General features: G+C 72.1%; 24 protein-coding genes. 14 read left to right on the forward strand and 10 right to left on the reverse strand.

Annotation, left to right across the window (positions count from 1 at the left end; all coding sequences use genetic code 11):
* Positions 1 to 170: 170 nt before the first annotated feature.
* The 6 genes from rpsR (at position 171) to RB150_08750 (ending at position 7,607) form a co-directional block, all read left to right on the forward strand.
* Positions 171 to 428, forward strand: a complete 258-nt coding sequence (rpsR, locus tag RB150_08725; GenBank protein ID MDQ7820619.1) for a 30S ribosomal protein S18 — start codon at positions 171 to 173, stop codon at positions 426 to 428.
* Positions 429 to 625: 197 nt separating this feature from the next.
* Positions 626 to 1,705, forward strand: a complete 1,080-nt coding sequence (locus RB150_08730) for a DUF2232 domain-containing protein (protein ID MDQ7820620.1) — start codon at positions 626 to 628, stop codon at positions 1,703 to 1,705.
* Positions 1,702 to 2,148: a 50S ribosomal protein L9 gene (rplI, locus tag RB150_08735; protein MDQ7820621.1), complete on the forward strand. Its 447-nt coding sequence runs from the start codon at positions 1,702 to 1,704 to the stop codon at positions 2,146 to 2,148. Before RB150_08730 ends, rplI begins: the two co-directional genes overlap by 4 nt.
* Positions 2,149 to 2,197: 49 nt before the next feature.
* Positions 2,198 to 4,153, forward strand: coding sequence for a Lon family ATP-dependent protease (gene lonC / locus RB150_08740; protein ID MDQ7820622.1), 1,956 nt, complete (start codon positions 2,198 to 2,200; stop codon positions 4,151 to 4,153).
* 212 nt (positions 4,154 to 4,365) lie between these two features.
* Positions 4,366 to 6,702 (forward strand): replicative DNA helicase, encoded by a 2,337-nt coding sequence (gene dnaB, locus RB150_08745; protein MDQ7820623.1) that lies wholly within the window; start codon positions 4,366 to 4,368, stop codon positions 6,700 to 6,702.
* Between the two features lie 35 nt (positions 6,703 to 6,737).
* Complete coding sequence (locus tag RB150_08750; GenBank protein ID MDQ7820624.1) at positions 6,738 to 7,607, forward strand: EamA family transporter; 870 nt, start codon at positions 6,738 to 6,740, stop codon at positions 7,605 to 7,607.
* Between the two features lies 1 nt (position 7,608).
* Here RB150_08750 and RB150_08755 read toward each other — a convergent pair whose 3' ends face one another.
* The gene (locus RB150_08755) at positions 7,609 to 9,339 is read right to left on the reverse strand and encodes a M3 family oligoendopeptidase (GenBank protein ID MDQ7820625.1); all 1,731 of its coding nucleotides are present in this window, start codon (positions 9,337 to 9,339) and stop codon (positions 7,609 to 7,611) included.
* 156 nt (positions 9,340 to 9,495) lie between these two features.
* Positions 9,496 to 10,563, reverse strand: coding sequence for a glycosyltransferase family protein (locus RB150_08760; protein MDQ7820626.1), 1,068 nt, complete (start codon positions 10,561 to 10,563; stop codon positions 9,496 to 9,498).
* Between the two features lie 43 nt (positions 10,564 to 10,606).
* Between RB150_08760 and RB150_08765 the strand changes: the two genes are divergently transcribed.
* Positions 10,607 to 11,857 carry a hypothetical protein gene (locus RB150_08765; GenBank protein ID MDQ7820627.1) on the forward strand — a complete coding sequence of 417 codons (1,251 nt, stop codon included), beginning with the start codon at positions 10,607 to 10,609 and terminating at the stop codon, positions 11,855 to 11,857.
* A gap of 5 nt (positions 11,858 to 11,862) precedes the next feature.
* On the opposite strand, the gene RB150_08770 is transcribed toward RB150_08765, so the two are convergent.
* Positions 11,863 to 12,660 (reverse strand): enoyl-ACP reductase, encoded by a 798-nt coding sequence (locus RB150_08770; GenBank protein MDQ7820628.1) that lies wholly within the window; start codon positions 12,658 to 12,660, stop codon positions 11,863 to 11,865.
* A gap of 27 nt (positions 12,661 to 12,687) precedes the next feature.
* Complete coding sequence (locus tag RB150_08775) at positions 12,688 to 13,623, reverse strand: MBL fold metallo-hydrolase (GenBank protein ID MDQ7820629.1); 936 nt, start codon at positions 13,621 to 13,623, stop codon at positions 12,688 to 12,690.
* 73 nt (positions 13,624 to 13,696) lie between these two features.
* On the opposite strand from RB150_08775, the gene RB150_08780 reads away from it, so the two are divergent.
* From RB150_08780 to RB150_08800, 5 genes are all read left to right on the forward strand, one after another.
* On the forward strand, positions 13,697 to 13,879 hold the full coding sequence (locus tag RB150_08780; protein ID MDQ7820630.1) for a hypothetical protein: 183 nt from the start codon (positions 13,697 to 13,699) through the stop codon (positions 13,877 to 13,879).
* Positions 13,880 to 13,933: 54 nt separating this feature from the next.
* Positions 13,934 to 15,502 (forward strand): ABC transporter substrate-binding protein, encoded by a 1,569-nt coding sequence (locus RB150_08785; GenBank protein MDQ7820631.1) that lies wholly within the window; start codon positions 13,934 to 13,936, stop codon positions 15,500 to 15,502.
* Positions 15,503 to 15,560: 58 nt separating this feature from the next.
* Positions 15,561 to 16,568 carry an ABC transporter permease gene (locus RB150_08790; GenBank protein ID MDQ7820632.1) on the forward strand — a complete coding sequence of 336 codons (1,008 nt, stop codon included), beginning with the start codon at positions 15,561 to 15,563 and terminating at the stop codon, positions 16,566 to 16,568.
* The gene (locus tag RB150_08795) at positions 16,561 to 17,430 is read left to right on the forward strand and encodes an ABC transporter permease (protein MDQ7820633.1); all 870 of its coding nucleotides are present in this window, start codon (positions 16,561 to 16,563) and stop codon (positions 17,428 to 17,430) included. Before RB150_08790 ends, RB150_08795 begins: the two co-directional genes overlap by 8 nt.
* 98 nt (positions 17,431 to 17,528) lie before the next feature.
* Positions 17,529 to 17,786, forward strand: a complete 258-nt coding sequence (locus RB150_08800; GenBank protein MDQ7820634.1) for a hypothetical protein — start codon at positions 17,529 to 17,531, stop codon at positions 17,784 to 17,786.
* A 53-nt stretch (positions 17,787 to 17,839) separates the two neighbouring features.
* Here RB150_08800 and RB150_08805 read toward each other — a convergent pair whose 3' ends face one another.
* The 5 genes from RB150_08805 to chrA form a co-directional block, all read right to left on the reverse strand.
* Positions 17,840 to 18,793 carry an ABC transporter permease gene (locus RB150_08805; GenBank protein MDQ7820635.1) on the reverse strand — a complete coding sequence of 318 codons (954 nt, stop codon included), beginning with the start codon at positions 18,791 to 18,793 and terminating at the stop codon, positions 17,840 to 17,842.
* Positions 18,783 to 19,721: an ABC transporter ATP-binding protein gene (locus RB150_08810; protein ID MDQ7820636.1), complete on the reverse strand. Its 939-nt coding sequence runs from the start codon at positions 19,719 to 19,721 to the stop codon at positions 18,783 to 18,785. The genes RB150_08805 and RB150_08810 overlap by 11 nt, the downstream gene beginning before the upstream one ends.
* Positions 19,718 to 20,872 carry an NEW3 domain-containing protein gene (locus RB150_08815; GenBank protein MDQ7820637.1) on the reverse strand — a complete coding sequence of 385 codons (1,155 nt, stop codon included), beginning with the start codon at positions 20,870 to 20,872 and terminating at the stop codon, positions 19,718 to 19,720. The genes RB150_08810 and RB150_08815 overlap by 4 nt, the downstream gene beginning before the upstream one ends.
* Before the next feature lie 99 nt (positions 20,873 to 20,971).
* Entirely contained in the window at positions 20,972 to 22,213 is a 1,242-nt protein-coding gene (locus RB150_08820) for an MFS transporter (protein MDQ7820638.1), read from the reverse strand.
* A 23-nt stretch (positions 22,214 to 22,236) separates the two neighbouring features.
* Complete coding sequence (chrA, locus tag RB150_08825) at positions 22,237 to 23,367, reverse strand: chromate efflux transporter (protein ID MDQ7820639.1); 1,131 nt, start codon at positions 23,365 to 23,367, stop codon at positions 22,237 to 22,239.
* 63 nt (positions 23,368 to 23,430) lie between these two features.
* On the opposite strand from chrA, the gene RB150_08830 reads away from it, so the two are divergent.
* Together RB150_08830 and RB150_08835 are read left to right on the forward strand one after the other, a co-directional pair.
* Positions 23,431 to 24,063 (forward strand): MarC family protein, encoded by a 633-nt coding sequence (locus RB150_08830; protein MDQ7820640.1) that lies wholly within the window; start codon positions 23,431 to 23,433, stop codon positions 24,061 to 24,063.
* A gap of 48 nt (positions 24,064 to 24,111) precedes the next feature.
* Complete coding sequence (locus tag RB150_08835; GenBank protein MDQ7820641.1) at positions 24,112 to 24,630, forward strand: hypothetical protein; 519 nt, start codon at positions 24,112 to 24,114, stop codon at positions 24,628 to 24,630.
* A gap of 22 nt (positions 24,631 to 24,652) precedes the next feature.
* Here RB150_08835 and RB150_08840 read toward each other — a convergent pair whose 3' ends face one another.
* The gene (locus RB150_08840) at positions 24,653 to 25,990 is read right to left on the reverse strand and encodes an SAF domain-containing protein (GenBank protein MDQ7820642.1); all 1,338 of its coding nucleotides are present in this window, start codon (positions 25,988 to 25,990) and stop codon (positions 24,653 to 24,655) included.
* Positions 25,991 to 26,020 lie beyond the last annotated feature (30 nt).

A 26,020-nucleotide genomic window follows, 5' to 3' on the forward strand; every position in this document is an offset into this window, starting at 1 on the left:
CGTGCGCTTCCTGGACCGCAAGGCTCCCGGGGCGGAGGCGGTGGCGACGGAGGCGGAGCCTCCTGCCGCCGAGGGCGACGACGACGTCCCATTCTAGAGGTCGCGCCCGAATGCGGGAGGGCGGCGCCAGACCGCCCGACGGGTGGGCGTGAGATCGGGGCGGAGGAGTTATGGCCGAGGGAAAGAGCAAGTCGGGCAAAAAGGAGTGGCGGGGTCGGCGGCCCAAGCGCAAGAACTGCACGTTCTGCGCCGAGAAGGCCGAGGCGATCGACTACAAGGACGTCACGCGCCTGCGCCGGTTCGTGACCGAGCGGGGGAAGGTCCTGCCCCGGCGCGTCTCGGGTAACTGCGCGCGGCACCAGCGGGCGCTGGCGCTGGCCATCAAGCGCGCCCGGGAGCTGGCGCTGCTGCCCTACACATCCGAGTGACGCGCGCGGACGCGTCGGGACCCGGTGCCCCGGGACCGGGGGCCGGACGGCTCGGGCACGGCCCGGGCCGGGGATCCCCGACGGAGTACGGTGAGCGCCCCGGAAAGGGGCGCAGGGCACACCCGACCGGTGACGGTGAGCGTGCGATGCGCGTCCGCACAGCGGATCACGGATCTCCGACCCCCTCGGCGAGTTCTGTGCCGCGCACCCTGTCCGTCCGCGGGCTGACCGAGGGAGCCATCCTCGCGTCGGTGACGGTGGTGCTGGCCCTGGCGGCCCAGTACCTCCCGGTGGCGGGGGCGGCGGCGTTCTTCCTGTGCCCGCTGCCGCTGGTCGTCCTGGTCGTCCGCCACGGCCTCCGGGTGGCGGTCCTGTCCGCCGCCGTGGCGGCCGCCATCGGCAGCATGGCGGGAGGCATCCTCATCGGCCTGAGCATCGTGGTGGCGTTCGCCCCTCTGGGCCTGGCCATGGGATGGGGGGTGCGGCAGGGCTGGTCTGGTGGGCCGGTGTGGCTGCTGACCTGGGGGGTGGCCGTGGCCTCGGCCCTCGCCAGCGCCGGGCTCGCCATGCTGGGCGTGGGCGTCGACCCCCGCCAGGTCCTCCAGCAGATGATCCAGCAGACCCGCACCGGCCAGGAGGTGGCGGCGGGCGTGTACGCGCGGCTGGGCGTGGACCCCGCGGTGGTCCGCCAGGCGACCGATCAGATCCAGCAGATGATGAATCTGCTGCCGCGCCTGCTGCCGCTTTTGTTCGTGGTGGGCGGCGCTGTCAGCGCCTACCTGAACCTGGTGGTCGGCCGGGCAGTCCTGCGGCGGATCCGGATCGAGGTGCCGGCCCTGGCGCCGGCGTCGTCGTGGAGGCTGCCGTCGTGGTTCCTGTGGTCTCTGCCGGTCGGGCTGGGGCTGCAGATGGCAGCCGGGGCGGCGTCGGTGCCGGTGCAGACCCCGGCGGCGGTCCTGCGGCGCCTGCCATCGGACGACGCGCAGGCGGTGCTGGTCCAGACCGTCACGCGGTATCCCCTGGTGGAGACGGCGGGGATGAACCTGACCCTCCTGGCCTACCTGGTGTTCTCGGCGCTGGGCCTGATCACGGCGTGGGTGCTGCTGGGCCGGTACCGCCTGCCGCGCTGGTACCGGATCGCGGTCCTCTTCCTGGCGGTGGCGACGCCCGCTCTCAGCGTGGCCGTCCTGCTCCTGGGGCTGGCGGATGCGGTCTTTGACCTGCGCGGGCGCTGGCGGGAGGGCGCGCCGGCGCCGGAAGGACGGGGGGCGCCGTGAAGGTCGTCCTGCTGGCCGACGTGCGCGGCCTGGGCCGCGCCGGAGACGTGGTCGAGGTCAAAGACGGCTACGCCCGCAACTACCTGCTGCCGCGGGGGCTGGCCGCCGAGGCGACCGCGGGCCGGGTGCGCGCGATGCAGGACCGCCAGCAGGCGCGCGCCCGGCGGCAGGAACGCGAACAGGAACAGGCCGCGCGCCTGGCGGAGGCCCTGAAGGGAACGGTGGTGGAGGTACGGGCCCGGGCAGGCGAGGGCGGCCGCCTGTTCGGATCCGTCACCGCGGCCGATATCGCCGAGGCGCTGGCGGCCCGGGGGTTCGACGTCTCCAAGCGGCAGGTGGAACTGGAGGAGCCCATCAAGGCCGCGGGTGTCTACACGGTGCCGGTGCGGATCGCGCCGGGCGTGGTGGCCCGGGTGGAGGTGAACGTTCTGGCTGCCCCGTAGCGTCCCGGGACGTTGGCGCCCCCGGGCGGTGGCGGTGGTCGGACCCTCGATGGGACAGCAGCGGCGCATCCTGCGCACGATCAACCCCGTCGGCATCCTGGACAGCCGCCAGTCCATGAAGCGCAAGGTGGCCGCGCTGCTGGGCGTGTTGGGCAGCGTCCTGGGACCCGAACTGGCCCGCCGTACCGAGAGGGTCGGCGCGCGGCCCCTGATACGCAGCCGCCATCTGGGCCGGCAGGTGCTGGGCCTGCAGCGGGTGGTGTACGAGGATCCCACCCTCATGTCGGTTCCGTCGGAGGCGGAGATCCCCGCCATCCTCGACGACCTCCAGGAGCGTATCGCCGACCTGATGGCCCGCAAGGCCGTGGAGGATGAACTGGAGCGGCGGGCGGCCGACCGGATGCGGGAACGCCAGGAGGAGTACCTGCGCGATCTGAAGATGCAGCTGCTCCGGGAGACCTCCGGGGCCGAAAGCGAGGTCACCCGCCGCCGCCTGGAGGAGCTGGAGAGGCTGGAAGAGGTGCGGCTGGCCCGCACGGCCCTGGAGGCCCTGCGGCCCCGGCGGCTGTCCCAGGTGGTGGGCCAGGAGCGGGCGATACGGTCCCTGCTGGCCAAGCTGGCCGTGCCGGTGCCCCAGCACGTGATCCTCTACGGGCCGCCCGGGGTGGGCAAGACCACCGTGGCCCGGCTGGTCCTGGAGGAAGCCAAGAAGCTGCCCGGCAGCCCGTTCCGCAAGGACGCTCCCTTCATCGAGGTGGACGGGTCCACCCTGCGGTGGGACGCCCGCGAGGCCACCAACCCCCTGCTGGGGTCGGTGCACGACCCCATCTACCAGGGCAGCCGGCGCGAGTTCGCCGAGCTGGGCATCCCGGAGCCGAAGCTGGGGCTGGTCACCCGCGCCCACGGCGGGGTCCTGTTCGTGGACGAGATCGGGGAGCTGGACCCGGTGGTGCAGGCCAAACTGCTGAAGGTTCTGGAAGACCGGCGGGTGTACTTTGAGTCCTCCTACTACGACCCCTCCAACCCCCACATCCCCGCCTACATCCGCAAACTGTTCGAGGAGGGCGCGCCGGCCGACTTCATCCTGATCGGGGCCACCACCAAGGAGCCCGAGGAGATCAGCCCGACCCTGCGGTCGCGCTGCGCCGAGGTCTTCTTCGACCCCCTCTCCCAGGAGGACATCCAGAAGATCGTGCGCCAGGCGGCCCGCCGGCTGGGGGTGGAGATCAGCAGCGAGGTGCCGCGCATCATCAGCGAGTACACGGTGGAAGGGCGGCGCGCCGTCAACATCCTGGCCGACGCCTACGGCGTCGCCCTGTACCGCCGGAGGGGCCGGCTGGGCAATGGAGCCCGCCGGCCGCGGGTCCGGATCACGGTGCGGGACCTGCAGGAGGTGATCCGCGCGGGGCGGCTGGCCGCCAGCACGCCCGTGAAGGCGTCCGATATCCCGGAGATCGGGCGGGTGTTCGCCCTGGGTGTGTCCCAGTATGTGGGATCGGTGATCGAGATCGAGGCGGCCGCGTTCCCCGTGGGACGGCGCCAGCGCGGCACCATCCGGTTCAACGAGACCGCCGGGTCCATGGCCAAGGACTCGGTGTTCAACGCGGTCTCGGTGATCCGGCGGCTGACCGGAATCGATGTGGGCGGGTACGACATCCACGTGAATGTCATCGGCGGCGGCCTCATCGACGGCCCCAGCGCCGGTCTGGCTGTGGCCCTGGCCATGCTGTCGGCCCTGCAGAGAAAGCCCGTGCGCCAGGACGTGGCCGTCACCGGCGAGATCTCCATCCAGGGGAGGATCCGTCAGGTGGGCGGGATCCCCGAGAAGATCTACGGGGCGCGCCAGGCCGGGATGCGGACGGTCATCATCCCCGCCGAGAACCGGGCCGACGTCCCCGCCGACGTCCGGGGGCTGGAGGTGATCTGCGCCTCCACCATCGACGAGGTGCTGCCCCATGTGTGGGCCCGCCCGTCCCGCCGTCGGAGGGGCGACCGGCGCCCGTAGGCGCGACCGGCTCCCGGGTTTCACCCCATTTCTACAGGTTATCCACAGGCAACTTCCGCTTCTCCACCGGATACACCGGGCTGCCCACAAGGGAACTCACAGCCCCCGGGCCTAATCTGGTACGCCGTGCCTGGTCGCCCGATCAGGGGACTTGACGTGTTCGAACATCTGTTCGCTACAATGGAGCCGCCTGCGTGGCAGGGGGTTGGAGCATGACGATGCCGGCGATTGCCATCGAGCGGGTCCCGCCCCAGAACCTGGAGGCCGAGCAGGGCGTGCTGGGATCGATGCTGTTGGACCGCGACGCCATCGCCCGGGTGGTGGAGCTCCTCCGACCCGAGGACTTTTACCGGGACGCGCACCGGAGGATCTTCGAGACCGTCGTGGAGCTGTTCGAGCGCGGCGAGCCGGTGGACCTGATCACCGTGACCGACCGCCTCCGCGACCGGGGGCAGCTGGACGACGTGGGGGGCGCCGGGTATGTCACGTCGCTGCTGCACGCCGTGCCCACGGCGGCCAACGTGGAGTACTACGCGCGCATCGTGCTGCAGAAGTCGATGCTGCGCCAGCTGATTGCCGCCGGCACCCAGATCGCCCAGATGGGTTATGAGGGCGAGACCGACGTGGAGATGCTGGTGGACCGCGCGGAGAAGCTGGTGTTCTCCATCGCCAACCGCCGTCTGGCGCAGGAGTTCGTGCCCATCCGGGAGATCCTCAAGGAGAGCTTCGAGCGCATCGACCAGCGGTACCAGAACAAGGACACGGTCACCGGCGTGCCCACGGGATTCGCCGACCTGAACAAGATCACCAGCGGGTTTCAGCCGGGAGACCTGGTCATCGTGGCCGCGCGGCCGGCCATGGGGAAGTGCCTGAAGTACGACGCCGAGCTGGTGGACCCCCTCACCGGCGACGTCCGGACCATTCAGGAGCTGGTGGGGCGCCGCCAGGCGGTCCTCTGGACGCTGGATGAGGGCGGGTGCCTGCGCACGGCTTCTCCCTCCCACTTTGTGGACGACGGCATCCGTCCTGTCTTCCGCGTCCGGACGGCCTCGGGCCGCGAGGTGGAAACCACCGCGTCCCATCCCTTCCTCACCCCGCAGGGCTGGCGGCCCCTGGCGGACCTGCGGGTGGGCGAACCCATCGCCGTGCCGGCCCGCCTGCCGGCTTTCGGCGCGCTGGACCTGCCGGCGTACGAGGTGAAGCTCCTGGCCTACCTGTGCGCCCGGACCATGGCGACCTCTCCGGCGCTGGCTGCCGACTACGCCGACGCCGTCGCGGTCGGCGAAGCCATCCGGGCCGCCACCCACCCCCGTCCCGCGCCCGCTGTGCAGGACCCGGCGCGGCCGCCTGTGCAGGGCGCGGCCGTGCCGGAGGTGGTGGGGGCGCTGCTGGCGCGGCACCCGGTCCTGGGGCTGCCGGCGGAATCGGCGGCACTTCCGGCCGTGGTGTTTTCCCTGACCCGCCCCAAGCTGGCGCTGTTCCTCTCCCGGTTGCTGGCGTGCACCGCCGTGGTGGAGGGCGAGGCCGATGGGCTGGCGGTGCGCTGCCGGCTGCCCAGTCCCCGCATGGCCCGCCAGTGCCAGCACCTGCTGTTGCGGTTCGGGGTGGCGGCGTCGGTGGACGGGCCCGACCTGCGGGTGAGCGGAGACCACGGCTGGCGGTTGCTGCGCCAGGTGGGCATGGTGGGGTGGGAGCGGTGGCGGGAGCGCGCCCGGCACGAAACCGCGAGCCTGCTGCCCGACTCCGACGTGCTGTGGGATCCGGTGGTGGCCATTGACGAGGCGGGGGAGGCCCAGGTCTACGACCTGACGGTGCCGTCCACCCACAACTTCGTGGCCAACGACATCTGCGTGCACAACACGACCTTTGCGCTGAACATCGCCCGGACCGCGGCGGTCAAGCACAAGATCCCCGTCGCCATCTTCAGCCTGGAGACCAGCAAGGAGCAGCTGGTGCAGCGGTTTTTGTGCGCCGAAGCGGAGGTGGACGGCAGCAAGCTGCGCACCGGCTTCCTGGCCGACAGCGACTGGCCCCGGCTGGCGCAGGCCATGGGGCGGCTGGCAGAGGCCCCCATCTTCATCGACGACTCGGCCACCATTTCGGTGATCGAAATGCGCGCCAAGGCGCGCAAGATGAAGGCCGAGCACGGGCTGGGTCTGATCGTCGTGGACTACCTGCAGATGATCCAGTCCTACAAGCGGACCGAGAACCGCACCCAGGAGATCAGCGAGATCGCCCGGTCCCTGAAATCCCTGGCCAAGGAGCTGAACATTCCCCTGATGGCCATCTCCCAGCTGTCCCGGGCGGTGGAGGTCACCGGCACCCGGCGCCCGATGCTGTCCCACCTGCGGGAGAGCGGGGAGTTGGAGCAGGTGGCGGACCTGGTCCTGTTCATCTACCGGGAGGACTACTACAATCCGGACACCGACAAGAAGAACATCGCCGAGATCATCATCGCCAAACACCGCAACGGGCCCATCGGCACCGTGGAGCTGTACTTTCACCGGGAGTTCAGCAAGTTTGGAGACCTGGATCTGCGCCGCGGCTAGCCGGCCCGACGCCCTCGGGCCGTGAAGCGGCAGCCGTGGACGCCGCGTTCGCCCTGCTGTCCGCCGCGCTGTTCGCCGGCAACGCCCTGTGCGTCCGGCTGGGCCTGCGGGGGTCCACCCCCGCCACCGCCACCCTGCTGTCAGTGGCCACCAACCTCACCGGCCTGTGGGTCCTGGCGGCGGCGCGCGGATCGCTGGGGCGGGCCCTCCATCCGGCGGCCGGGATCTTCCTTCTCGCGGGCATGTTCGCGCCGGCCCTGGCGCGGCTCACCTATTACGAGAGCCTCACCCTGATCGGGGTGGCCCGGGCGGCAACGATCAGCAACACCACGCCGTTGTTCTCTGCCCTGCTGGCGGTGCTGGTGCTGGGAGAACGCCTGACCTGGCGGATTGCCGGGGGGACCCTCCTGGTGGTGGCGGGTGTGGTCCTGGCGGTGCGCCAGGAGGGCGGGGCGGGCGCGGCGGGCAGGGGCCGCGCGACGACGACGGGAACGCTGCTGGCCCTCAACACTGCCGTGATGGCCAGCGTCTCCTTCATGCTGCGCAAGACCGGGCTGCGGATGCTGCCGGACCCCGTGCTGGGGGCGGCCCTCACCGTGACCGGCTCGCTGGTGGTCCTGGTACCCTACACCGCCTCCCGCTGGCGCCGGGAGCCCCTGCGGGCCGACCGCGCCAGTCTGGGGTGGCTGGTGGCCGGAGGATGCCTGACCACAGGGGGTTTCCTGGCCTATTACCTGGCCCTCCACCTGGGGGACGTGGTGCGGGTCACCCCCCTGTCCAACACCACGCCCCTGTTCGCGGTGGCTCTGCTGTACGCATTCCGCCAGGTCGAGGCGGTGCGCCCCGCCACCGCCCTGGGGGCCGTCCTGGCGGTGGCCGGGATCGCGCTCGTGGCGTGGGGGTGAATCAGTATCCCAGCCTGTCCAGCTCCTCGGCCACCTCGGCCACCAGCGGAGCCAGGGTGGCTTCGTCGAACCGAAAGGCCGCGCCGGCGGCCTCGAACAGCCGGGGCAGCGGTTGCGATCCCCCCAGGGTCAGCGCGCGCCAGTACCGCTGCACGGCGTCCCGGGGGTCGGCCCGACTGCGCCGCCAGATCTGCAGCGCCCCCGTCATGGCGATGCCGTACTCGATGTAGTAGAACGGGGCCACGTACAGGTGGAGCTGGCGCTGCCAGTTCCAGGCCAGGGCATCCTCGTAGCCGGACCAGTCCACGACCGGATGGAACCGGCGGTAGATCTGGACCCAGGCCTGCCGCCGTTCCTCCGGGGAGTGGTCCGGGTGCGTGTACACCCAGTGCTGGAAGGCATCAATGGTCGCCACCCAGGGCAGGGTGGTCACGGCGTCCTCGAGGGCGTTGCGGTAGGACCGCCGGTAGTCGTCGGGGTCGGCGTAGAGCACGTCCACGTACCGGGCGGCCAGCAGCTCCATCCCGAAGGAGGCCACCTCGGCAAATTCGGTGGGGCAGGTGCGGTAGTGGATGAGGGGCTGCTCCCGGGAGGCCAGCGTGTGGAACGCGTGGCCACCTTCGTGGAGCAGGAGGCGGATGTCGTCGTCCCGTCCCACCGCATTGCCGAAGATGAACGGCCAGCGCTTCTCGTGCAGGGTGCTCTGATAGCCGCCGGGGGCCTTGCCCCTGCGGCTGTCCAGGTCCAGCAACCCCTGCTCCCGCAGGAAGCGGAACTGGTGAGCCAGTCCGCGGTCCACCCGGCGAAAGATCTCCTCGATGCCGTCCAGCAGCCGGTCGATGGACTGGGAGGGCCGCAGGGGCGGCCGCCCCCGCGGGTCCACCAGGAGGTCCCACGGCCGCAGGCGGTCCACGCCCAGAAGCCGCCGGCGGTCTTCCAGGATCCGCCGGACCACCGGGACGACGGTGCGCTCGATGCTCTCGTGCAAGCGCAGGCAGTCCTCGGGCGTGTAGTCGAATCGCCGCCGCCGGCGGAAGGCGTACTCCCGGTAGGTCGGGAAGCCGGCGTGGCGGGCCATCCGGGTGCGCACCGCCACCATCCGGTCGTAGAGGTCGTCCAGCGCCGCCGCGTCCCGCAGGCGGCGGGCGGAGATCAGTTCCCACACCTGCTGGCGGGTGGTGCGGTCCGGCTCTTCCAGAAACCGCGCGGCCTGCTGGAGGGTGATCTCCTCCCCCCGGTAGGCGATGGTCATGGCCCCGGTGACCTTCTGGTAGTCCTTCATCATCAGGGCATCCTGGGTTTCCAGGGGGATGTTCTCTTCCCGGAACAGGGCCACGTCGTTCTCCACGATCCGGTCCAGGACCGCGTACCGCTCCGGCGGGAGCAGCCGCCGGCAGGGATGCTCCAGATACCGGACCTCCAGCCGGTGCCAGTAGGGCTTGGCCCGGGGCTCGATCTGCTCCACGAACTCCTGGTAGGCGGCCTCCCGGGCCGGATCGTCGGTCCGGGTGGTCATGGCGATGTACCGGCGGGTGCGTTCCTCGTTGAGGGCGGCGGCGAGCTCCGAGCAGTCCTGCAGCCACCGTTCCATCTCCTCCGGCGACTCGATGGGGCGGTCCAGCAGACGCTGGAACAGCGGTTCGACCTGGCTCCAGTCGCCCATCTGCGCCTGCGCCGGCACGAATGTGCGGGGGAACTCGCGGCGCAGGTCCACCTCCAGCGCGTCCGGCACGGCTGATCCCTCCGATCGCCAGCGGGGATGGTCCCGGAATGAGAAGACCGAATCTACTTTGGGAAGGTCGGGGGGGATTTCCTGCCGGCCGGGGCGAACGGCACGCGCATGCGCGCGGTCGGCGCGCTCCGGATGGTGAGGCGCCCGGGCGCCGGGTCAGCCGTCCAGGATCAGGGCGGCCGCCCGTTGCGCCGCCTCGTCCGCGGTCACCGTGGCGCGCAGCCCCGGCCGCGCGGCCGCCGCGGCGGTGTCCCGGGCGAGGTCCAGGGCATCCTGGGAGGCGGCCCGCACCGCCCCGCGGAGGTCGTGGTAGCGGGCCAGGTACGCCTGTTCGGTCTGGCCGGGCGTGGGCACCAGGACCGCGCGCTTTCCCAGGGTGGCCAGTTCGCACACGGTGGTGTAGCCGCTGCGCGAGACGACCACCCGGGCCCGGGCCAGCATCTCCTGCTGGCGCCGGCGGTCCAGATACGGGTACACCTCGGCTCCGCCAAGACCCCCTCCGGCGTCTTCGGGGCGTCCCAGGGCGACCACCACCCGGCCCTCCAGGCCCCGTACCTGGCGCAGGATCCGGCGCTCCAGAAGGGTGCGCTGGGGCTCGGGACCCGAGAGGGTCACGAACACATCCACATCCTCGGGCAGGGGCAGCGGCCGGACGCTGCACAGCGGGCCCACGTAGGCCAGCAGGGACGGCGGGAACACCCGCAGGTCGTGGGCCAGATCTCCCGCCAGCCGGTCCTGGGGACTGTCGGGCACGATGACCTTCCGCAGGCGGCCGAACCAGCGGCAGTTGAACGCCTCCAGCAGCAGCTCGATCAGCCGCACGCGCCCGGGCGCGAGAAAGCGCAGGCTGTGGGCCACGTGGAAGGACGGGACGTCCCGATGCTGAATGCCGTAGCGGTTGTCGCTGACGATGCGGTCAAAGCGGCGGTGGCGGTGCAGCGCGGCGGTGGCCGCCCGCTCGGCCGCCATCACCCGCAGCATGGCCGGCACGGCCAGCGCGCTGCGGAGGTAAAACCCCCAGGCGGTCCGGCCGAGGGTCTGGGGGACGTCCGGCCAGGCCAGCAGCGCGCAGCGGTCGCCCAGCTCGCGGCGCAGCAGGGCCAGGGCCCGGCCGGCGCTGACGACGGTGACCTCGGCTCCAGCCGCCAGCAGGCGCTCCAGGACGGCCAGGCTTCGGGTGGCGTGACCCAGACCCCATGACCCCACACCGTAGAGGATGCGCATCGGACGCACCCCCGGCCGTCGCCGGCGCTCCCGGGAAGGCGCCGTGATCCGCCTGGGGGATCTTCTCTACTATGGCCTGGGCGGCCTGTTCTACCTGGTCCCCCGGGTGCTGTACGAGATCTCCGCCCCCCACGCCCGGCGCTATGACCACCGCCCGGCCACCCTGATCGTGACCAACCACAAGCGGGACCTGGACAGCGTGATCCTCCCGCCCACCCTGTTCTTCAACGGGGTGTGGCCCAAGCGCCCCATCTGGTTCGCCGGGCGGGAGGACATGTTCTGGCGCGGCTTCCTCGCCACCTTCGAGGTGGTCCCCCGCCCGCTGCGCCGGTTACTGTACGAGATGGACCTGCGGGCGGTCCTGGGAGCCCTGCGGATCCTGCCGGTCCGCCGGTTTCCCGAGCGGACCCTGGAGGAAGCGCTGCGGGAGGTGCAGGCGGTGTGGGGAGATCTGCCGGCGGCACAGGTCCTGGCGGCGGAGGAGGCCCGTCCGTGGATCGACCGCTACGGACCCGACGTGCGGCTGTCCCGCCTGCTGGCCTGGCCCCACCGGGACGCCTGGCGGCGTCCGGCCACCCTGGCGGCCTTCGCTCCGCCCTGGCGCCCGCGCCTGTCGGCCCTGTGGCGCCGGGTGGTGGAGGACCAGATCCGGGCGCTGGCGGCCGTCCTGGACGCCGGAGACGTGCTCTACCTGGCGCCTGAAGGCGTCATCTCCCCCGACGGCAGGTTGCACGCCTTCCGGTCGGGTTTCCGGCGCATCCTCCAGACCGTGCGCCGCCCGGTCCGCGTGGTCCCGGCGTGCATCGCCTACGACTTCATGCGCCGCGGGCGGCTGCGGGTGTTCATCGGCGTGGGGGAGGCCATGGTTGCGGGCGGCGACCCCGAGGAGGTGGTCGCGCGCACGCGGCGGGCGGTGGCCGCCCTGCACACCCTGTCGTGCACCCAGGTGGCTGGCGGCCTGCTGTGGCAGCGGCTGTCAGCCGGAGAGGCCGCGGTCAATCTGGACGCCTTTGCCGACGCCGTGGCCTCCGCGGCCCGCCGCCTGGCGGCCCGGGGCCTGCGGGTGGATCCCGCCCTGCTGGTCTGCCCGCGGGACCGGGTGCGGACCTGGGCCGATTTCCTGCGGGGCACGCCCTACGCGGCGGTCGAGGGCGACACGCTGCGGGTCGATCCGGGATGGGTGCACCACGCCCCGCCCACCCACTGGCAGAATCCGATCCGGTACGCGGCCAACGAGATGGCGTCGGTGGAGGAGATCCTCTCGCCCCCGGGCGCGGGGGCGCGGCCGCCCTAGCGCCCTCAGGGCTCCTGGGCGATACCCATGATGTGGAAGCCGCTGTCCACGAAGATGATGTTCCCCGTCACGGCGCGGGAAAGGTCGCTGGCCAGGAACACCGCCACGTCCCCCACGTCCTCCTGGGTGATGTTGCGGCGCAAGGGAGCGATCTGCTCGGTCAGGTCCCGCAGCCGCGACAGCCCCCGCACGGCGCTGCCGGCCAGGGTCTTCAGGGGGCCGGCGGAAATCGCGTTGACCCGGATCTGGCTGGGGCCCAGCTCGCTGGCCAGGTAGCGGACTTCGGTCTCCAGGGCGGCCTTGGCCACCGCCATGACGTTGTAGCCGGGCACCACCCTCTCCACGGCGTTGTAGGTGAGGGTCATGATGGAGCCGCCTCCGCTGCTGGCCATCAGGGGCGCGGCGTGGCGGGCCACCGCGATGAGCGAGTAGGCGCTGATGTCCAGGGCCTGGGCATACCCCGCGCGGGAGATCTCGTGGAACGGGCGGGTCAGGTCCTCCCGCTGGGCGTAGGCGATGCAGTGGGCCACCGCGTGCAGGCGTCCCCACCGCTGCCCCAGGCCCTCGAAGACCGCCCGTACCTGCTCGTCGTCCTGCACGTCGCAGGGGAACGCGGGGAAGGCGTCCCGGCCGCCGATGGTGTCCAGCAGTTCCTCCAGGTTCTCCTTGAGGCGCTCGTTCTGATAGGTGAAGGCCAGCCGGGCCCCCTCCCGGTGGAAGGCGGTGGCGATCCCCCAGGCGATACTGCGCTGATTGGCGACCCCCATGATGAGGGCGTGCTTGCCGTCGAGCAGCATGGGCATCCTCCCGGTCCCTGCCCCCGTGGGCGATCAGCCTGTGCGGGCCTGCGGCCCGCCCGTGCGGATGTAGCGGATCAGGCCCAGCACGCTCTGGCGGACGGGCATGATGACCTCGTGTCGGGCCACGGCGTCGGCGCCGTCGCGCCGGGCGATCTCGTCGCGGGCGGCGGCGCGGACGGCGTCGACGATGGCGTCTTCGCCGGCGCCCTCCGCCAGCAACCGGCGCACCAGCTCCACGTGGCGGTGGAGGCTTTCGGCGAGCCGGTCCAGCAGATCCTCCACATCGCCGTGCGGGCCGAAGTGGGTCAGCAGCAGGCGGCGTGGCCGCAGGGAGCGGATCAGGGCCAGGGACCGCTCCCAGGCGGGGACGTCCAGGTCCGGCGGAGGCGTGGGGGCCCGCACGTACCGGGATCCCGGCAGGGCCACTCCCGCCACATCCCCGGTAAACAGGTCCCCCGTGGCGGGGTCCCAGAACACGTGGTGGTGGCGGGCGTGACCGGGAGTGTCCCGGGCCACCAGCGTTCGCGACCCCAGGACCACCGTCTCGCCGTCGGCCAGCGGGTGGAGGCGCCCGGCGGGGACGGGGGCGACTTCGCCGAACAGGTCGGCCAGCGCCTCCCCGTACAGCCGCGCCGCGCTGGCCACCAGCCGCGTCGGGTCCGCCAGGTGGGGAGCGCCCACGGGGTGCACGTACACCTCCAGGTGGGGGATCAGGCGGGCCAGGGCGCCCGCCCCGCCGGCGTGGTCCAGGTGGATGTGGGTGACGGCCGCGGCCTGCAGGCGCGAGGGATCCACGCCGGCCTCGCGTATGCCCTCCAGCAGGTGGGGGAGGGTGGAGGCGGGGCCGGTTTCGATCAGGGCCGGCCTGTCGCCCAGCACCAGGTAGGCGCCGACGGCCTGCGGGGTGTTCTGGAAGTGCAGGTCGATCAGGACCAGATCGTCGGCCAGCCGCTGGATGCGCGCCATGACGCCCTCACCATACTACAGCAGGGCGGTGGCCGCCAGGGCGCCGGGCGGGGCGGGCCGCGGAGGGATCCCCATGACGGCGCAGGATGCGCTGGTGGCATTCATGGCGGCCACCCGGCGGGAGGGGTGGTGGAGGCCGGGGGACCGGTTTTTCGTCCAGGTGCGGGAGTACCGGGCCGAGGGGGTGCTGCTGCGCCCGTTCAACCTGGAGACGGGCCGGACCTGCGACCGGCTGTCCCCGGTGCAGGAGGGCTGACCCGCCGCCGGGAAACTCATGCGGAGATCAGCGGAGGACGAAGGAGGAGAGACGATGACCGCCCGAGCATGGAGGGGAGTGCTGTGGGTGAGCCTGCTGGCGCTGGTCCTGGGGTCGGCCGTCGGCGCCGCCGGCGCCCCCCGGGTGCCCAACACGGTGCTGGTCATGGGCGGGGTGATCTCGGACGCCGTCAGCCTGGATCCCGCCCAGGCCTTCGAGTTCACCTCGGTGTGGGCCGCGGCGCAGATCTACGACACCCTGGTGGATTTCAACCGCGAGTTCAACCAGGTGGTGCCCGAGCTGGCCACCTCCTGGACGGTGTCGGCTGACGGCCGCACCTACACCTTCCGCCTGCGGCGGGGGGTGCGGTTCCACAGCGGGAACGTGGTGGACGCCAAGGCGGTGGAGTTCTCCCTGCAGCGGGCCATGAAACTGAACCTCACGCCGGCGTTCATCCTCACCAGCTTCATCGCCCGCCCGGAGGACGTGGTGGCCGTGGGCGCCGACACGGTCCGGGTGACCTTCAAGCAGGCCATGCCCGAGATCCTCATGGGGTCGGTGCTGGCCAACCCCGTCTCGGCGGTGGTGGACCCGGCCCTGGTGCAGCGGAATGCCACACCCGCCGACCCGTGGGCCAACCAGTGGCTGAGCTTCAACGACGCCGGCTCCGGGCCGTACAAGCTCCGGGCCTGGAGCAAGAACGTCAAGATCGAGTTCGAGGCGTTTGAGGGCTACTGGCGGGGCACCCCGCGGCTGCGGCGGGTGTTCTACCAGGAGATGCCCGAGCCGGCGGCGGCCATGCTGGCCCTCCAGCGCGGGGACATCGATGTCGCCAGCGACCTGCTGCCGGCCCAGTACAAGCAGCTGCAGGGCCAGCCGGGGATCGAGGTGAAGACCAGCCCGCAGTTCACGGTCAACTACCTGGCCATGAACGTGGGCTACGAGCCCTTCGGCAAGAAGGAGGTGCGCAACGCCATCAAGTGGGCCATCGACTACGATGCCCTGCGGCGCATCTTCGAGGACGCCCTGGACCCCTCCCAGACCATCGTGCCCCCGGGCATGTTCGCCCACCTGGCCGAGCGTCCCTACCGGCGGGACGTGGCCCGGGCCCGGGCCCTGCTGCGGGAGGCGGGCTACGAGCGAGGCTTCCGGGCCGAACTGATCGTCCCCGTGACCCCGCCCCTGCCGGACGTGGCAGCCAAGATCAAGGAGGACCTGGCGGCGGTGGGGATCGAGGTGGAGGTGCGCCAGCTGCGCAGCGCCGACCTGCTGGGCATCTACCGCGCCCAGCGCCACCAGCTGGTGATCCAGCGGTGGGGGGCCGACTACCCCGACCCCGACAACCTGGCGCGGGCGTTCGCGAGCTTCGACGCCCGCCAGCTGGCGTGGCGCAACCAGTGGGACCACCCCGTCAAGCGCACCGTGGAGCAGGCCGTGGGCGAGCTGAACCGCGCCCGCCGGGAGGCCCTCTACCACGAGATCCAGCGCATCGTCCTGGAGGAGGGTCCCTACGCCATCTACGGGTCGCCCCTGGAACAGAACGCCATGCGCAGCAACGTGAAGGGGCTGGGCGCCTCGCCCCTGTTCGCCTTCACCAACCTCATCGACGCCTGGAAGGAGTGAGGCGCCCGCCGGCGTCACCCGAGGGGGCGGGCGCAGGCCCGCCCCCTCGCCGTCCCCCATGTGGGCCTACCTGACCCGCCGCCTGCTGCTGTCGACGCTGGCTGTCTTCGGCGTGCTGGTGATCACCTTCTTCCTGTCGCATGTGATTCCGGGCGACCCCATTGCGGCCATCCTGGGACCGCAGGCTCCCGACCACGTGATCGAGGACCTGCGCCGGCGGTGGGGGCTGGACCGGCCGATCCCCGAACAGTTCGTGCGGTACCTGAGCCTGCTGGCGCGGGGAGATCTGGGCCGGTCGATCGCCACCAACCGCCCCGTGCTGGACGACCTCCGGGAGTTCTTCCCGGCCACGGTGGAGCTGGCCACGGCGGCGATCCTGGTGGGGGTGACCCTGGGGATGGCCGTGGGCATCGTCTCGGCGGTGGCCCGGGGACGGTGGGTCGACCACGTGGTGCGGTTCGTGTCCCTGATCGGCCTGTCCATGCCGGTGTTCTGGCTGGGGCTGATCGCCCTCCTGGTGTTCTACTTCTGGGCGGGCGTCCTGCCCGGGCCGGGCCAGCTGGACATCCTGATCAGCCGCCCGCCCCGGGTCACGGGGCTCATCCTGGTGGACAGCGTGCTGGCCAGAGACGGGGTGGCCCTGCGCAACGCCCTGGCCCACATGGTCCTGCCGGCCCTGGTCCTGGGCTCCCACACCCTGGTGGGCATCGCCCGCATCACCCGGGCCAGCATGCTGGAGGTGCTGGGCCAGGAGTACATCAAGGCGGCCCGGGCCAAGGGGCTGGCCGAGCGCACCGTCATCCTCCGCCACGCGCTGAAGAACGCTCTGCTGCCCATTGTGACCGTCATCGGCATCTACTACGGCAGCCTGCTGGAAGGGGCGGTCCTCACCGAGACGGTGTTCGCCTGGCCGGGTCTGGGCCGGTACGCCACCAGCGCCATCCTCTCCCAGGACTTTGCCGCCGTCATGGGCGTCACGCTGCTGATCGCCCTGATCTTCTCCCTGGCCAACCTGGTGGTGGACCTGCTGTACGCGGCCCTCAATCCCCGGATCCGCTATGAGTAGCGTCGCGGTCCCCGTCCGACCCCGCCCGGCGGGCCTCACGGCCCGCACCCTGCGCAACCCGCTGTCGCTGGCGGGGGTGGTCCTGATCGGCCTGCTGGTCGCCGGCGCGGCGCTGGCGCCGTACCTGGCGCCCGCCGATCCCTACCAGACCGACATCGCCCGGCGGCTCCAGCCGCCCAGCGCAGCCCACCCTCTGGGCACCGACCAGCTGGGCCGCGACATCCTCACCCGCATCCTGTACGGCACCCGCATCTCCCTGCGCATCGCCGTGCTCACCGCGGTGATCGCCACCGGCATCGGCGCCCCCCTGGGGATCGTGTCGGGGTTCTTCCGCGGGCGCACCGACGACCTGCTGATGCGCCTGACCGACATGTTCATGGCGTTCCCCCGGCTCATCCTGGCCATGGCCATCGCCGCGGCGCTGAAGCCGACCCTGGAGAACGTGGTGATCGCCATCGCCCTGGCGTCCTGGCCGGCGTACGCGCGGCTGGCCCGCAGCGTGACCCTGGGCATCCGGGAGGAGGTGTACATCGAGGCCGCCCGGGCCATCGGCGCCAGCCCGCTGCGCATCCTGAGCCGACACGTCTTTCCGGGCGTGGTGGGCCCCCTGGTCATCCAGGTGAGCCTGGACATGGGCGGCATCATCCTGACCGCAGCAGGGTTGAGCTTCATCGGTTTCGGGGCCCAGCCGCCGTCCCCCGAGTGGGGCCTGATGATCGCCGAAGGGCGCAGCTACATCACCGACGCCTGGTGGCTGTCCACGTTTCCGGGGCTGGCCATCTCCCTGGTGGTGCTGGGGTTCAACCTCCTGGGGGACGGCATCCGGGACGTCCTGGACCCGCGCCTGCGGCGGCCACGGTAGGGCCGTCTTGCGGCGGGCCTCTGTGCGGCCATCCCCCGGGGCGTCGCGTCGCCGCGGGTGCCTCCGCCAGGACTGGCGTCCGGCCGGCGGCGGGCATGATGGCGATACAGCCTGTGGGGGAGGCGACGGTCATGGTGGTGGCCCTGCTGGGCGTGGTGCTGGTGGTGGGCGGGCTGTACGTGCTGACCCGGGACGCGGCCCTGTGGCGTCAGGTGCAGGACCTGCTGGCCTCCCTGCTGGCCGCCCTGCCGCCGCCGGTGTGGCATCGGGTGGAGTACGTGGCGGGGGTCGCCGCCCTGATGGTGGGAGCCGCCCTGATCCTGCTGCGCCTGTTCGGAGGCCTGCGCCGGATCTAGGCGCGGGGACAGCGCCCCGCTCGGCACCCGGGCCCGGCCTCGCGCTGCGGCTTCTACGCCCGCACTTCCTGGCGCTGGAACAGGACGTAGGTCCCGGCAAACAGGAGCAGCAGGGCCGCCAGCATGCCGGTGAACTGCGGCCAGGCCAGCAGCAGGCTCTGCCCCACCGGCAGCGGGGTCCCCAGGACCGCCCCCTCCAGCTGGGTGATGAAGACCGGACCCAGGGCCCGCACCTCGGGATTCAGCAGCGCCAGCACGATCTCGGCGAACAGGGTGTTGGGCGACAGCCGGGACAGGTACAGGCTCACCCGGGCCTGGGCCAGTTGCTCCAGGGGGTTGAAGCCGTACACCGGCCGCACGGCCTGGGCGATGACCTGCACCACGATGTCGTAGAACACGGCGAAGAACAACCACACCGCCATCGCCGCCAGGGCCGACGTTGCCGGCTGGCGGAACACCACCGAAAACGCCATGGCCAGGGCCAGCCAGATGCCCGCGTAGGCCCAGGACGTGAGCAGGAACAGCAGGCCCCGGCCCACCTCCTCGCCGCTGGGCACCACCCCCAGGACCAGCAGGCCCATGCCGGTGACCAGCAGCCACAGCGCCAGCAGGCTGATCCCCAGGGTGAACATCCCGGCCAGGAACTTGCCCACCAGCAGGGCGTCGCGGTAGATGGGCTGGGCCAGGACCCGGCTCAGGGTGCGCCGGTTGTGCTCGCCGTTGATGGAGTCAAACCCCAGGGCGATGGCCGCCAGGGGCAGGAAGAACCCCAAAAACGCCACAAAGGACGGCAGGGGCTCCTGGGAAGTGGTGAACAGCTTCAGGTAGACGAACGGGTCCTCGGCCACGGTGGCCTTGAGCTGCCGGACGGCCGTGTAGGTGGCCCCGAAGGCCGTCAGGAAGATCAACCCCTCCAGCAGCTGCATGCGCGCACTGCCGAGGTGGTCGGCCAGCTCCTTGAGGACCACCGCCCACAGTCCGGTCCAGGGTGAGCCTTCACGCTTCACGGGACGCCTCCTGGAAGTAGCGGGTGTAGACCTCGTCCAGGGTCGGCCGCTCCAGCGACAGCGACAGCAGGTCCGCCCCCCGGGTGACGACCTGCCGGGCCACCTCCGCCCGGCAGTCCAGTTGCGCCTCCAGGCGGAACCGGCCGGGCCTCTCCTGCACCACCCGGGTCACCCCGGGGATGGCTCGCAGGGCCGGTTCCAGGCCGTCGGCCCGCGCCGTCTCCACGTGGATGCGGTAGGCTCCCCCGAGGATGCGGTCGGCCAGGCTCTCGAATGTCCCCTCCAGCACCATGCGGCCCCGGGAGAACAGGCCCACCCGGTCGCAGACGGCCTGGACCTGGTGCAGCAGGTGGGACGCCAGCAGGATGGTGATGCCCTGGGCCTTCAGGCCGCGGATGAGGTCCAGGAACTCGTGCGCCGCCTCGGGGTCCAGCCCCGCCGTGGGCTCGTCCAGGATGGCGATCTCCGGCCGCTTGATCAGCACGTCGGCCAGCCCCAGGCGCTGGCGCATCCCCCGGGAGTAGGCGCCCACACGGCGGTCGGCCACCTCGGTCAGGCCCACGCGGGCCAGCGCCTCGTCAATGCGGCTCTCCGCCTCCGACCGGCTCAGGCCATTGAGGCGCGCCGTGTAGCGCAGGTTCTCCCGCGCGGTCAGGTCGTCGTAGAACCCCACCGAGTCGGGCAGGTAGCCCACCCGGCGCTTCACCTCCAGGGGGTGGCGGGAGGGGTCGTAGCCCAGCACCCGGACCGTGCCCGAGGTGGGGTCGGTGAGTCCCAGCAGCATCAGGATGGTGGTGGTCTTGCCCGAGCCGTTGGGGCCCAGCATGCCGAAGACCTCCCCCGCGGCGACGCGCAGGGTGAGATCCTCCACGGCCACCACGGGGCCGTAGTGTTTGGTCAGCCCCTCGGTGTCGATGACCGCCGTCATCGCCGGCCGTACCGGTTCACGGCAAAGGTGACCACGCCCAGGGCCACCGCCACCAGGACCACGCCCACCGCGCCCCACAGCGTGGAGGTGGTGACGGTGATGCGGAAGTCCGCCGAGCGGCTGACGTCCCCGGCGCTGGCGGTGATGGTGACCATGTAGTCCCCGGTCAGGGCCTTGGCCGACGGGGTGATCTCGGCGGTGACGTCCGCCTCCCCGTTGGCCGGGATCTCGTCCACCCGCTCGGGGACGAACTTGACCTCCCACCCCGACGGCTCCGACGCCGAAAAGGTCACGTTGCGCGCCGGGGCGCTGCCGGTGTTCTTGATCTTGAGCTTCAGGGGAGTGGTGCGACCGGCGGTGGCGCGGCCCGACAGGCGGTCGTCGGGAGTGGTGACGGTGAGGTCGGGCCGCCCGGTCACCTCCAGGCTGAGCTGCAGGGTGGCGGTGGCATCCCCGCCGACCGCCCGCACCGTGATGGGGTACGTACCGGCGGCCACCCGCGGCGGCAGCGACACCTCGGCGTCAAAGTCCTTGGACTCCCCCGCCTTGATGGGCAGGCTGGCCACCTCCTGGCCGAAGGTACTGAAGGTCACCCGGAATCCCTGGGGAGCGTCGGCGTCCAAATTCACCAGCACTTCCTGGTCGCTCTCGTTCCGCAGGGTGAGCCGGTAGCGGAAGCTGCTGGTGGGCGACCCGCGCAGCACCGGCAGCTCGGCGCTCAGGGAGAGCCGGCGGGGCAGGACCGCGCCCAGGGTGAGGGTGATGGGCAGGGTGGCCGAGGCGTTCTGCCCGCTGGCCAGGATCGTGAACCGGTAGGTCCCCGGCCGCACGCCCCGGGGAGGCTCCAGGCGCAGGGAGATGGTGTTCTCCTGATCGGGGTCCACGAACACCGACTGGATCGGCCGGCCGCCGCCCAGGAACGTGGCCTTCCACCCCGGCGGGGCGGAGACGACCCGCAGCGCCACCGACTGGGGGGGCAGGCCGAAGTTCTTGACGGTCAGGGAGAGGGTCACCGCCTCCCCCACCTGGGCGGCCTGCGAGGGATAGGGCGTGGAAATCCGCAACCCCTGGAATCCGGCGGCCGCAGGCAGCGCCGCCATGCCCACCGAGAGAACGATCACCAGCCACTGCGCCAGCCAGGTGCGATTCATGCTTGACCTCCTGCACGCGAGGACCCGCAGAGTGGTGTGGCGGGGACGGGTCTCCGCAGGGAATTGTAATCACCCGGGCGCGGGTTGAAAAGCGGCCGCCTAGCGCGAAGCGGACGCGCGCGTCCGGTCGCCGTCGCGGATGGCCAGCACGCACGCCAGCGCCGCGCCCATGAACAGGATGCCCGGGAGGAAGAAGGCGCCGAACCCCAGGGCGTCCACCGCCAGCCCGTACACCGGCGGCGACGCCAGCCCCGCGAACCCCAGAACCGCGTTCCACAGTCCGGTGTAGGTGCCGGTCTCCGATGCCGCCACCCGGTCGATCAGGAACGGGTAGGCGTTAACCACCCACAGGGCCCACGCCACGCCTCCGGTGACCAGCAGGGCGCGGTACAGCACCGGGTGGCGGACCACCGAGATGGCGACAAAGACCGCCAGGGTGCCTGCCACCCCCACCCGGATGGCCCGCAGCCGGCCGATCCGGTCTCCCGCGGTCCCCGCCGGGACCGCGCTGAGGAGGAAGGCGGCGGCAAAGAACCCGAGCAGCTGGGTGGCTCCCGAGGGGTCCAGCCCCAGGTAGTGCACGCCGTAGCGGGTGAACATGTTCTGCACGCCGTTGACGGCCGCCACCGCCGCCCACGCGCCGGTGAGGAGCAGCAGGAGGCTGCGGTCCGGGCTGCGGACCACCGCCCGCGCCGCAGGCAGGAGCCGGCCAGTGGAGGCGTCTCCGGCCGGGCTGCGCACGTCTCCGGCCGCCAGGGCCAGGCGCCGCTCGGGGACGGCCAGCAGGATCACGGCCAGGGATGCCACCAGCAGCGCCCCGGCGACGTCGAAGGGAAGCGTGCGCGAGCGCCGGTACAGCTCCGACAGGTAGAAGAAAGCCACCAGGGCGCCCAGCCCTCCCATGAGGTTGATGATGCCGTTGGCGCGGCCCCGCAGCGGCGGCGGGGTGGTGTCGGGCATCAGGGCGTAGCTGGGGCTGGTGAAGACCGAGGCGGCTACGTTGAGCAGGACGGTGGCCGCAAACAACGCCGCCAGGTCCGGGGCCCGGGGGATGAGCGCGAAGGCCACGGCCGTCAGGGGCATGCCCACCAGCAGGAACGGCGTGCGCCGGCCCCACCGGGTCTGCACGCGGTCGCTGAGCCCTCCGAAGTACGGCTGCACGGTCATGGACGCGATGTTGTCGATGATCATGATCAGCCCGATCACCGCGTTGCTGGCCACGAAGGCGCCGTAGAAGATCGGCAGGTAGGCGTTGTACAGGGCCACCGCCATCTGGGAACTGAAGTAGGCCAGCCCGATGGCGGCAGCCCGCAGTGTCCACAGGCGTGTCGGTGACGTCATCGGATGCGTCCTGTCCGCGGCAGTCAGCGTGTCAGCGTCCGGATTGCCCACCCCGCCAGCCCTCCTGCGGCGACCAGCCAGGCGGAGTTCAGCCGGGTGCGGACCAGCAGGACGGCGGCGGCCCCGGCCAGCGCGGCCGTCGGCAGATCCACCACCGCCGCCCGGGCCAGCTGCCAGGAGACGCCCGCCATCAGGGCCAGGGACGCGACGTTGACCCCGTCCAGGACCGCCCCGGCGGCCGCCGACTGGCGCACGCGCGGGACCAGCGGATGGCTGAGGGCCACGAAGACGACCCCCGGCAGGAAGATGGCCACGGTGGCGACCAGCGCCCCCGGCAGCCCGTCCAGCAGGTAGCCCACAAAGGTGGCCGTGGTGAACAGCGGGCCCGGGGTCACCTGCCCGGCCGCGACCGCGTCCAGCAGGTGCTGCTCGGTGAGCCATCCGAGGCGCACCACCAGGTCCGCGCGCAGGAACGCCAGCAGCACGTACCCGCTGCCGTAGAGCACGGCCCCGATCTTCAGGAAGACCAGCGCCAGACGATCCAGGCTGAAGGGGGCGGCCGCCCCCGCTCCGCCGGCCAGCCAGGCCACCGGCACAGCGGCGGGCAGGACGCGCCAGGTCCTTCGCATCCCCGCCACCAGGAGCCCGCCGGCGGCCAGCAGGGCGATCTCGTCCGCCCCGCGCAGGTACAGGGCCAGCGCGGCCAGCCCCACCGCGGCGGTCGGGGCATCGCGAACCGCCGCCCGCCCCAGGCTCCCCAGGGCCTGGAGAACCACCGCGAGGATGACCGGCTTCACCCCGTAGAGGACTCCCGCCGCCTCCGGGAGCGACCCGAATCGGACGTACGCCCACGCCAGGCCCAGGACGGCCACCGTTGCCGGCAGGACGAAGCACACGCCGGCCACCGCCAGCCCCGGCCAGCCGGCCCGCCGGTAGCCGGCGTGCATGGCCAGTTCGGTGGAGTTGGGCCCGGGGATGAGGTTGGTGGCCCCCACGAGATCCAGGAACTCCCGCTCACCCATCCACCGTCGGCGCACCACGATTTCCCGGTGCATCAGGGCGATATGGGCGGCGGGGCCACCGAAGGCGGTCGCGCCCAGCCGGGCGAACAGGGCGGCGACCTCCGCCAGGGGCGCGGGGGAGGAGGTTCCCATCCCCTGCGACGTTCGCCTCCGCTGCGGGCAGTCCTGGCGGGAGCGTCTGATATCCTGGAAAGCGTGGACGTGACCTTCGGCCTGTCGGCTCTGGCCACCCTGCTGGCCATGGTGGACCCGGTCGGCACCGTGCCGATCTTCTTGAGCCTGACCCCCGCGGCCACTTCCGCGCAGCGCCGCCGCATCGCCCGCCGCGCCGTGACCGTGGCCCTGGCGGTCATGATCCTGTTCGCGGTGGCCGGCCAGCCCCTGCTGCGGATTTTGCGGGTGTCCATCCCCGCCTTCCAGATCTCGGGCGGGCTGCTGCTGTTCCTGATCGCGGTGGACATGCTGTTCGCCCGACGCTCGGGCGCCCGGGAAACCCCGGAGGAGGAGGCCGACGCCCTCGCCCGCCACCACGACGTCAGCATCTTCCCCCTGGCCATTCCCACCCTCAGCGGTCCTGGCACCATCGCCGCCACCGTCCTGCTGATGGGGCAGGCGTCGGGCGAACCGGTGCGGGTGGCCATGGTGGCGGCGGCCATGATCGTCACCATGTCGGTCACCTGGCTGGTGCTGCGGGCGGCGGAGACGGTCAGCCGGGTGCTGGGGGTGACCGGCATCCACGTGCTGTCGCGGCTGATGGGCATCCTGCTCTCGGCGCTGGCCGTGCAGATGATCCTGGACGGCATCCGGGCGGCCCGGCTGCTGGGATGACCTCGGCGCGTTGCCGGGCGCGGCCGGCCGTGGGATACTGGAGGGGACATGGCCACCTGGGAGGTCGGAACCCGATCGCTGCTCCGGTCTCCCGCGCACCGGCCGGCGCTGGTCGCGGCCGCGCAGGCGGCGCTGGCCGCGGGGGTCGTCGCCCTGGCCGGGGCGGGGCCGTACTGGGGCCTGCGGACGTCCCTGGAGGAGTCTCAGGCGCGGGCGGCGACGCGGGTTCTGGAAGTCTCCCCCACCCTGCGGCCGTCGCCTCCGGCCGTGCAGGTACCGGCGGATGCCGGTCCGGCCGGCCGTGTGTCCTCCGCGCGTCCGGCCGCGGCGCGGGTGGTGTTCGGCCGGTTCGCCCGCCGTCAGGACGCCGAGGCCCGGGCGCGGGCGGTCCGGCGCAAGGGCTACATCGCGTCGGTGGTGCGGGCCGGCGCCGGCTATCTGGTGGTCAGCCGCCCCTATCCCACCGTGGAGGCGGCGCGATTCTGGGCGGAGATCTTCAGCGAGATCGGCCTGCGCGCGGACATCCTGCCGCGGGTGGAGGCCCTCGCGGCTGCGGGCGAGTCCTGACGGATCGAGACGGCAGCGTCGCTCAGCCGGCGGCCTGACCGCGCGCCGCAGTCTCCTCGCGTTCCATCTCCTGCCGCAGGCGCACGGCGTCGTCGGCGGCCGGCGCCACGTCAGGCCAGCGGAGAACCTCGCCGGCCCGCACCGGCCGCAGGAGCCGGGCGCCGTGGGTCAGCCCCACCGGCAGCGCGCCCTCCCGCAGCGACCACTCCGCGGATCGCAGCGCGCCGTACACGCAGTATCCGCCCTCCCCGTCCAGGACCACCCCTGGGTCCAGGTCCCGCTTCGCCGCCGCCACCACGTCGGCAACGAAGGCGCCGGGATGCCCCGTGGGTTCACCGCGCAGCCCGGCCCGCAGGACGCTCACCGTCACCTCCAGCCCCACCAGGTGGTAGGGCCGGTACATGGCCGCGTAGGTGCCCGAGTCGTCGGTCAGCAGGCCGTACTCGGCAAAGCAGTGGCCCACGTAGTCGTCGGGGGCCCGCACGATCACGAACACGCCCCAGCGGAGATCCCGCGGCACAGGCCGACCGTCCCGGTGCAGGCTGCTGACGACTTCCACGGTCGGCTCCCGGCTCAGCCAGCCCCCGGCAGAGCGCGGCCGGCAGACCTGGGGCAGGTCGTCCACGCCGGCGGGAGGGAACTGCAGGCCCTCGTCCTGGGGGAGAAGCCCGGTCGCGTTGCAGACCGCCGCCATCTCGATGGCCGATTTGGTGGTGTCCAGGAACGAGGTGAACATGCGGGCGTTGTAGCCTCCCCGGGCTACCACCTCGGAGGTGAACCCGTAATGCTCCCACACCTCGTCGGGCGTGACGCGATGGTAGGCGGGCAGGTATTTGGTCCCCTTGCCGGCGCACACCACCTCCAGCCCGCACGCCCGGGCCCACTCCACCAGTTCGCAGATCAGCGCGGGCTGGTCTCCATAGGCCAGGCTGTAGACCACGCTGGCGCGGGCGGCGCGCCGCGCCAGCGGCGGACCGGCCAGGACGTCGGCCTCCACCGTGACCATGACCACGTGGCGCCCGCAGGCGATCGCCTCCAGGGCATGGGCGATGCCGGCCGAGGGAGACCCGGTCGCCTCCACCACAACGTCCAGGCCGTCGGCGCGGATCAGCGCCAGGGCATCGTCGGTGATCCACGTCCCGCCGCTGGACAGGGCGGCGGCGGCAGACGCCGCGCACCTCTCCGGCGCCCATCCGGCCCGCTCCAGGGCCCGGCGGGCGCGGGCGGCATCCAGGTCGGCCACGCCCAGCACGTGCAGGCCCGGCAGGCGGCGGGCCTGGGCCAGGAACATGGTGCCGAACGCTCCCGCCCCGACCAGCCCCACCCGCAGGGGGCGCCCGGCGGCCGCCCTCTCCCGCACCTGTGCGCTCAGGCCGGCAGACCACACGGC

Source organism: Armatimonadota bacterium, from assembly GCA_031081675.1.
In the GTDB taxonomy this organism is placed as follows: domain Bacteria; phylum Sysuimicrobiota; class Sysuimicrobiia; order Sysuimicrobiales; family Kaftiobacteriaceae; genus Calidihabitans; species Calidihabitans tengchongensis.

What these genes read in the sequence shown, in the direction of transcription:
- rpsR (MDQ7820619.1), top strand. Translation starts at nt 171, where the DNA reads ATGGCCGAGGGAAAGAGCAAGTCGGGCAAAAAGGAGTGGCGGGGTCGG.
- lonC (MDQ7820622.1), top strand. Translation starts at nt 2,198, where the DNA reads ATGGGACAGCAGCGGCGCATCCTGCGCACGATCAACCCCGTCGGCATC.
- dnaB (MDQ7820623.1), top strand. Translation starts at nt 4,366, where the DNA reads ATGACGATGCCGGCGATTGCCATCGAGCGGGTCCCGCCCCAGAACCTG.
- RB150_08760 (MDQ7820626.1), bottom strand. Translation starts at nt 10,563, where the DNA reads ATGCGCATCCTCTACGGTGTGGGGTCATGGGGTCTGGGTCACGCCACC.
- RB150_08770 (MDQ7820628.1), bottom strand. Translation starts at nt 12,660, where the DNA reads ATGCCCATGCTGCTCGACGGCAAGCACGCCCTCATCATGGGGGTCGCC.
- RB150_08775 (MDQ7820629.1), bottom strand. Translation starts at nt 13,623, where the DNA reads ATGGCGCGCATCCAGCGGCTGGCCGACGATCTGGTCCTGATCGACCTG.
- RB150_08780 (MDQ7820630.1), top strand. Translation starts at nt 13,697, where the DNA reads ATGACGGCGCAGGATGCGCTGGTGGCATTCATGGCGGCCACCCGGCGG.
- RB150_08785 (MDQ7820631.1), top strand. Translation starts at nt 13,934, where the DNA reads ATGACCGCCCGAGCATGGAGGGGAGTGCTGTGGGTGAGCCTGCTGGCG.
- RB150_08790 (MDQ7820632.1), top strand. Translation starts at nt 15,561, where the DNA reads ATGTGGGCCTACCTGACCCGCCGCCTGCTGCTGTCGACGCTGGCTGTC.
- RB150_08795 (MDQ7820633.1), top strand. Translation starts at nt 16,561, where the DNA reads ATGAGTAGCGTCGCGGTCCCCGTCCGACCCCGCCCGGCGGGCCTCACG.
- RB150_08800 (MDQ7820634.1), top strand. Translation starts at nt 17,529, where the DNA reads ATGGCGATACAGCCTGTGGGGGAGGCGACGGTCATGGTGGTGGCCCTG.
- RB150_08810 (MDQ7820636.1), bottom strand. Translation starts at nt 19,721, where the DNA reads ATGACGGCGGTCATCGACACCGAGGGGCTGACCAAACACTACGGCCCC.
- RB150_08815 (MDQ7820637.1), bottom strand. Translation starts at nt 20,872, where the DNA reads ATGAATCGCACCTGGCTGGCGCAGTGGCTGGTGATCGTTCTCTCGGTG.
- RB150_08820 (MDQ7820638.1), bottom strand. Translation starts at nt 22,213, where the DNA reads ATGACGTCACCGACACGCCTGTGGACACTGCGGGCTGCCGCCATCGGG.
- chrA (MDQ7820639.1), bottom strand. Translation starts at nt 23,367, where the DNA reads ATGGGAACCTCCTCCCCCGCGCCCCTGGCGGAGGTCGCCGCCCTGTTC.
- RB150_08835 (MDQ7820641.1), top strand. Translation starts at nt 24,112, where the DNA reads ATGGCCACCTGGGAGGTCGGAACCCGATCGCTGCTCCGGTCTCCCGCG.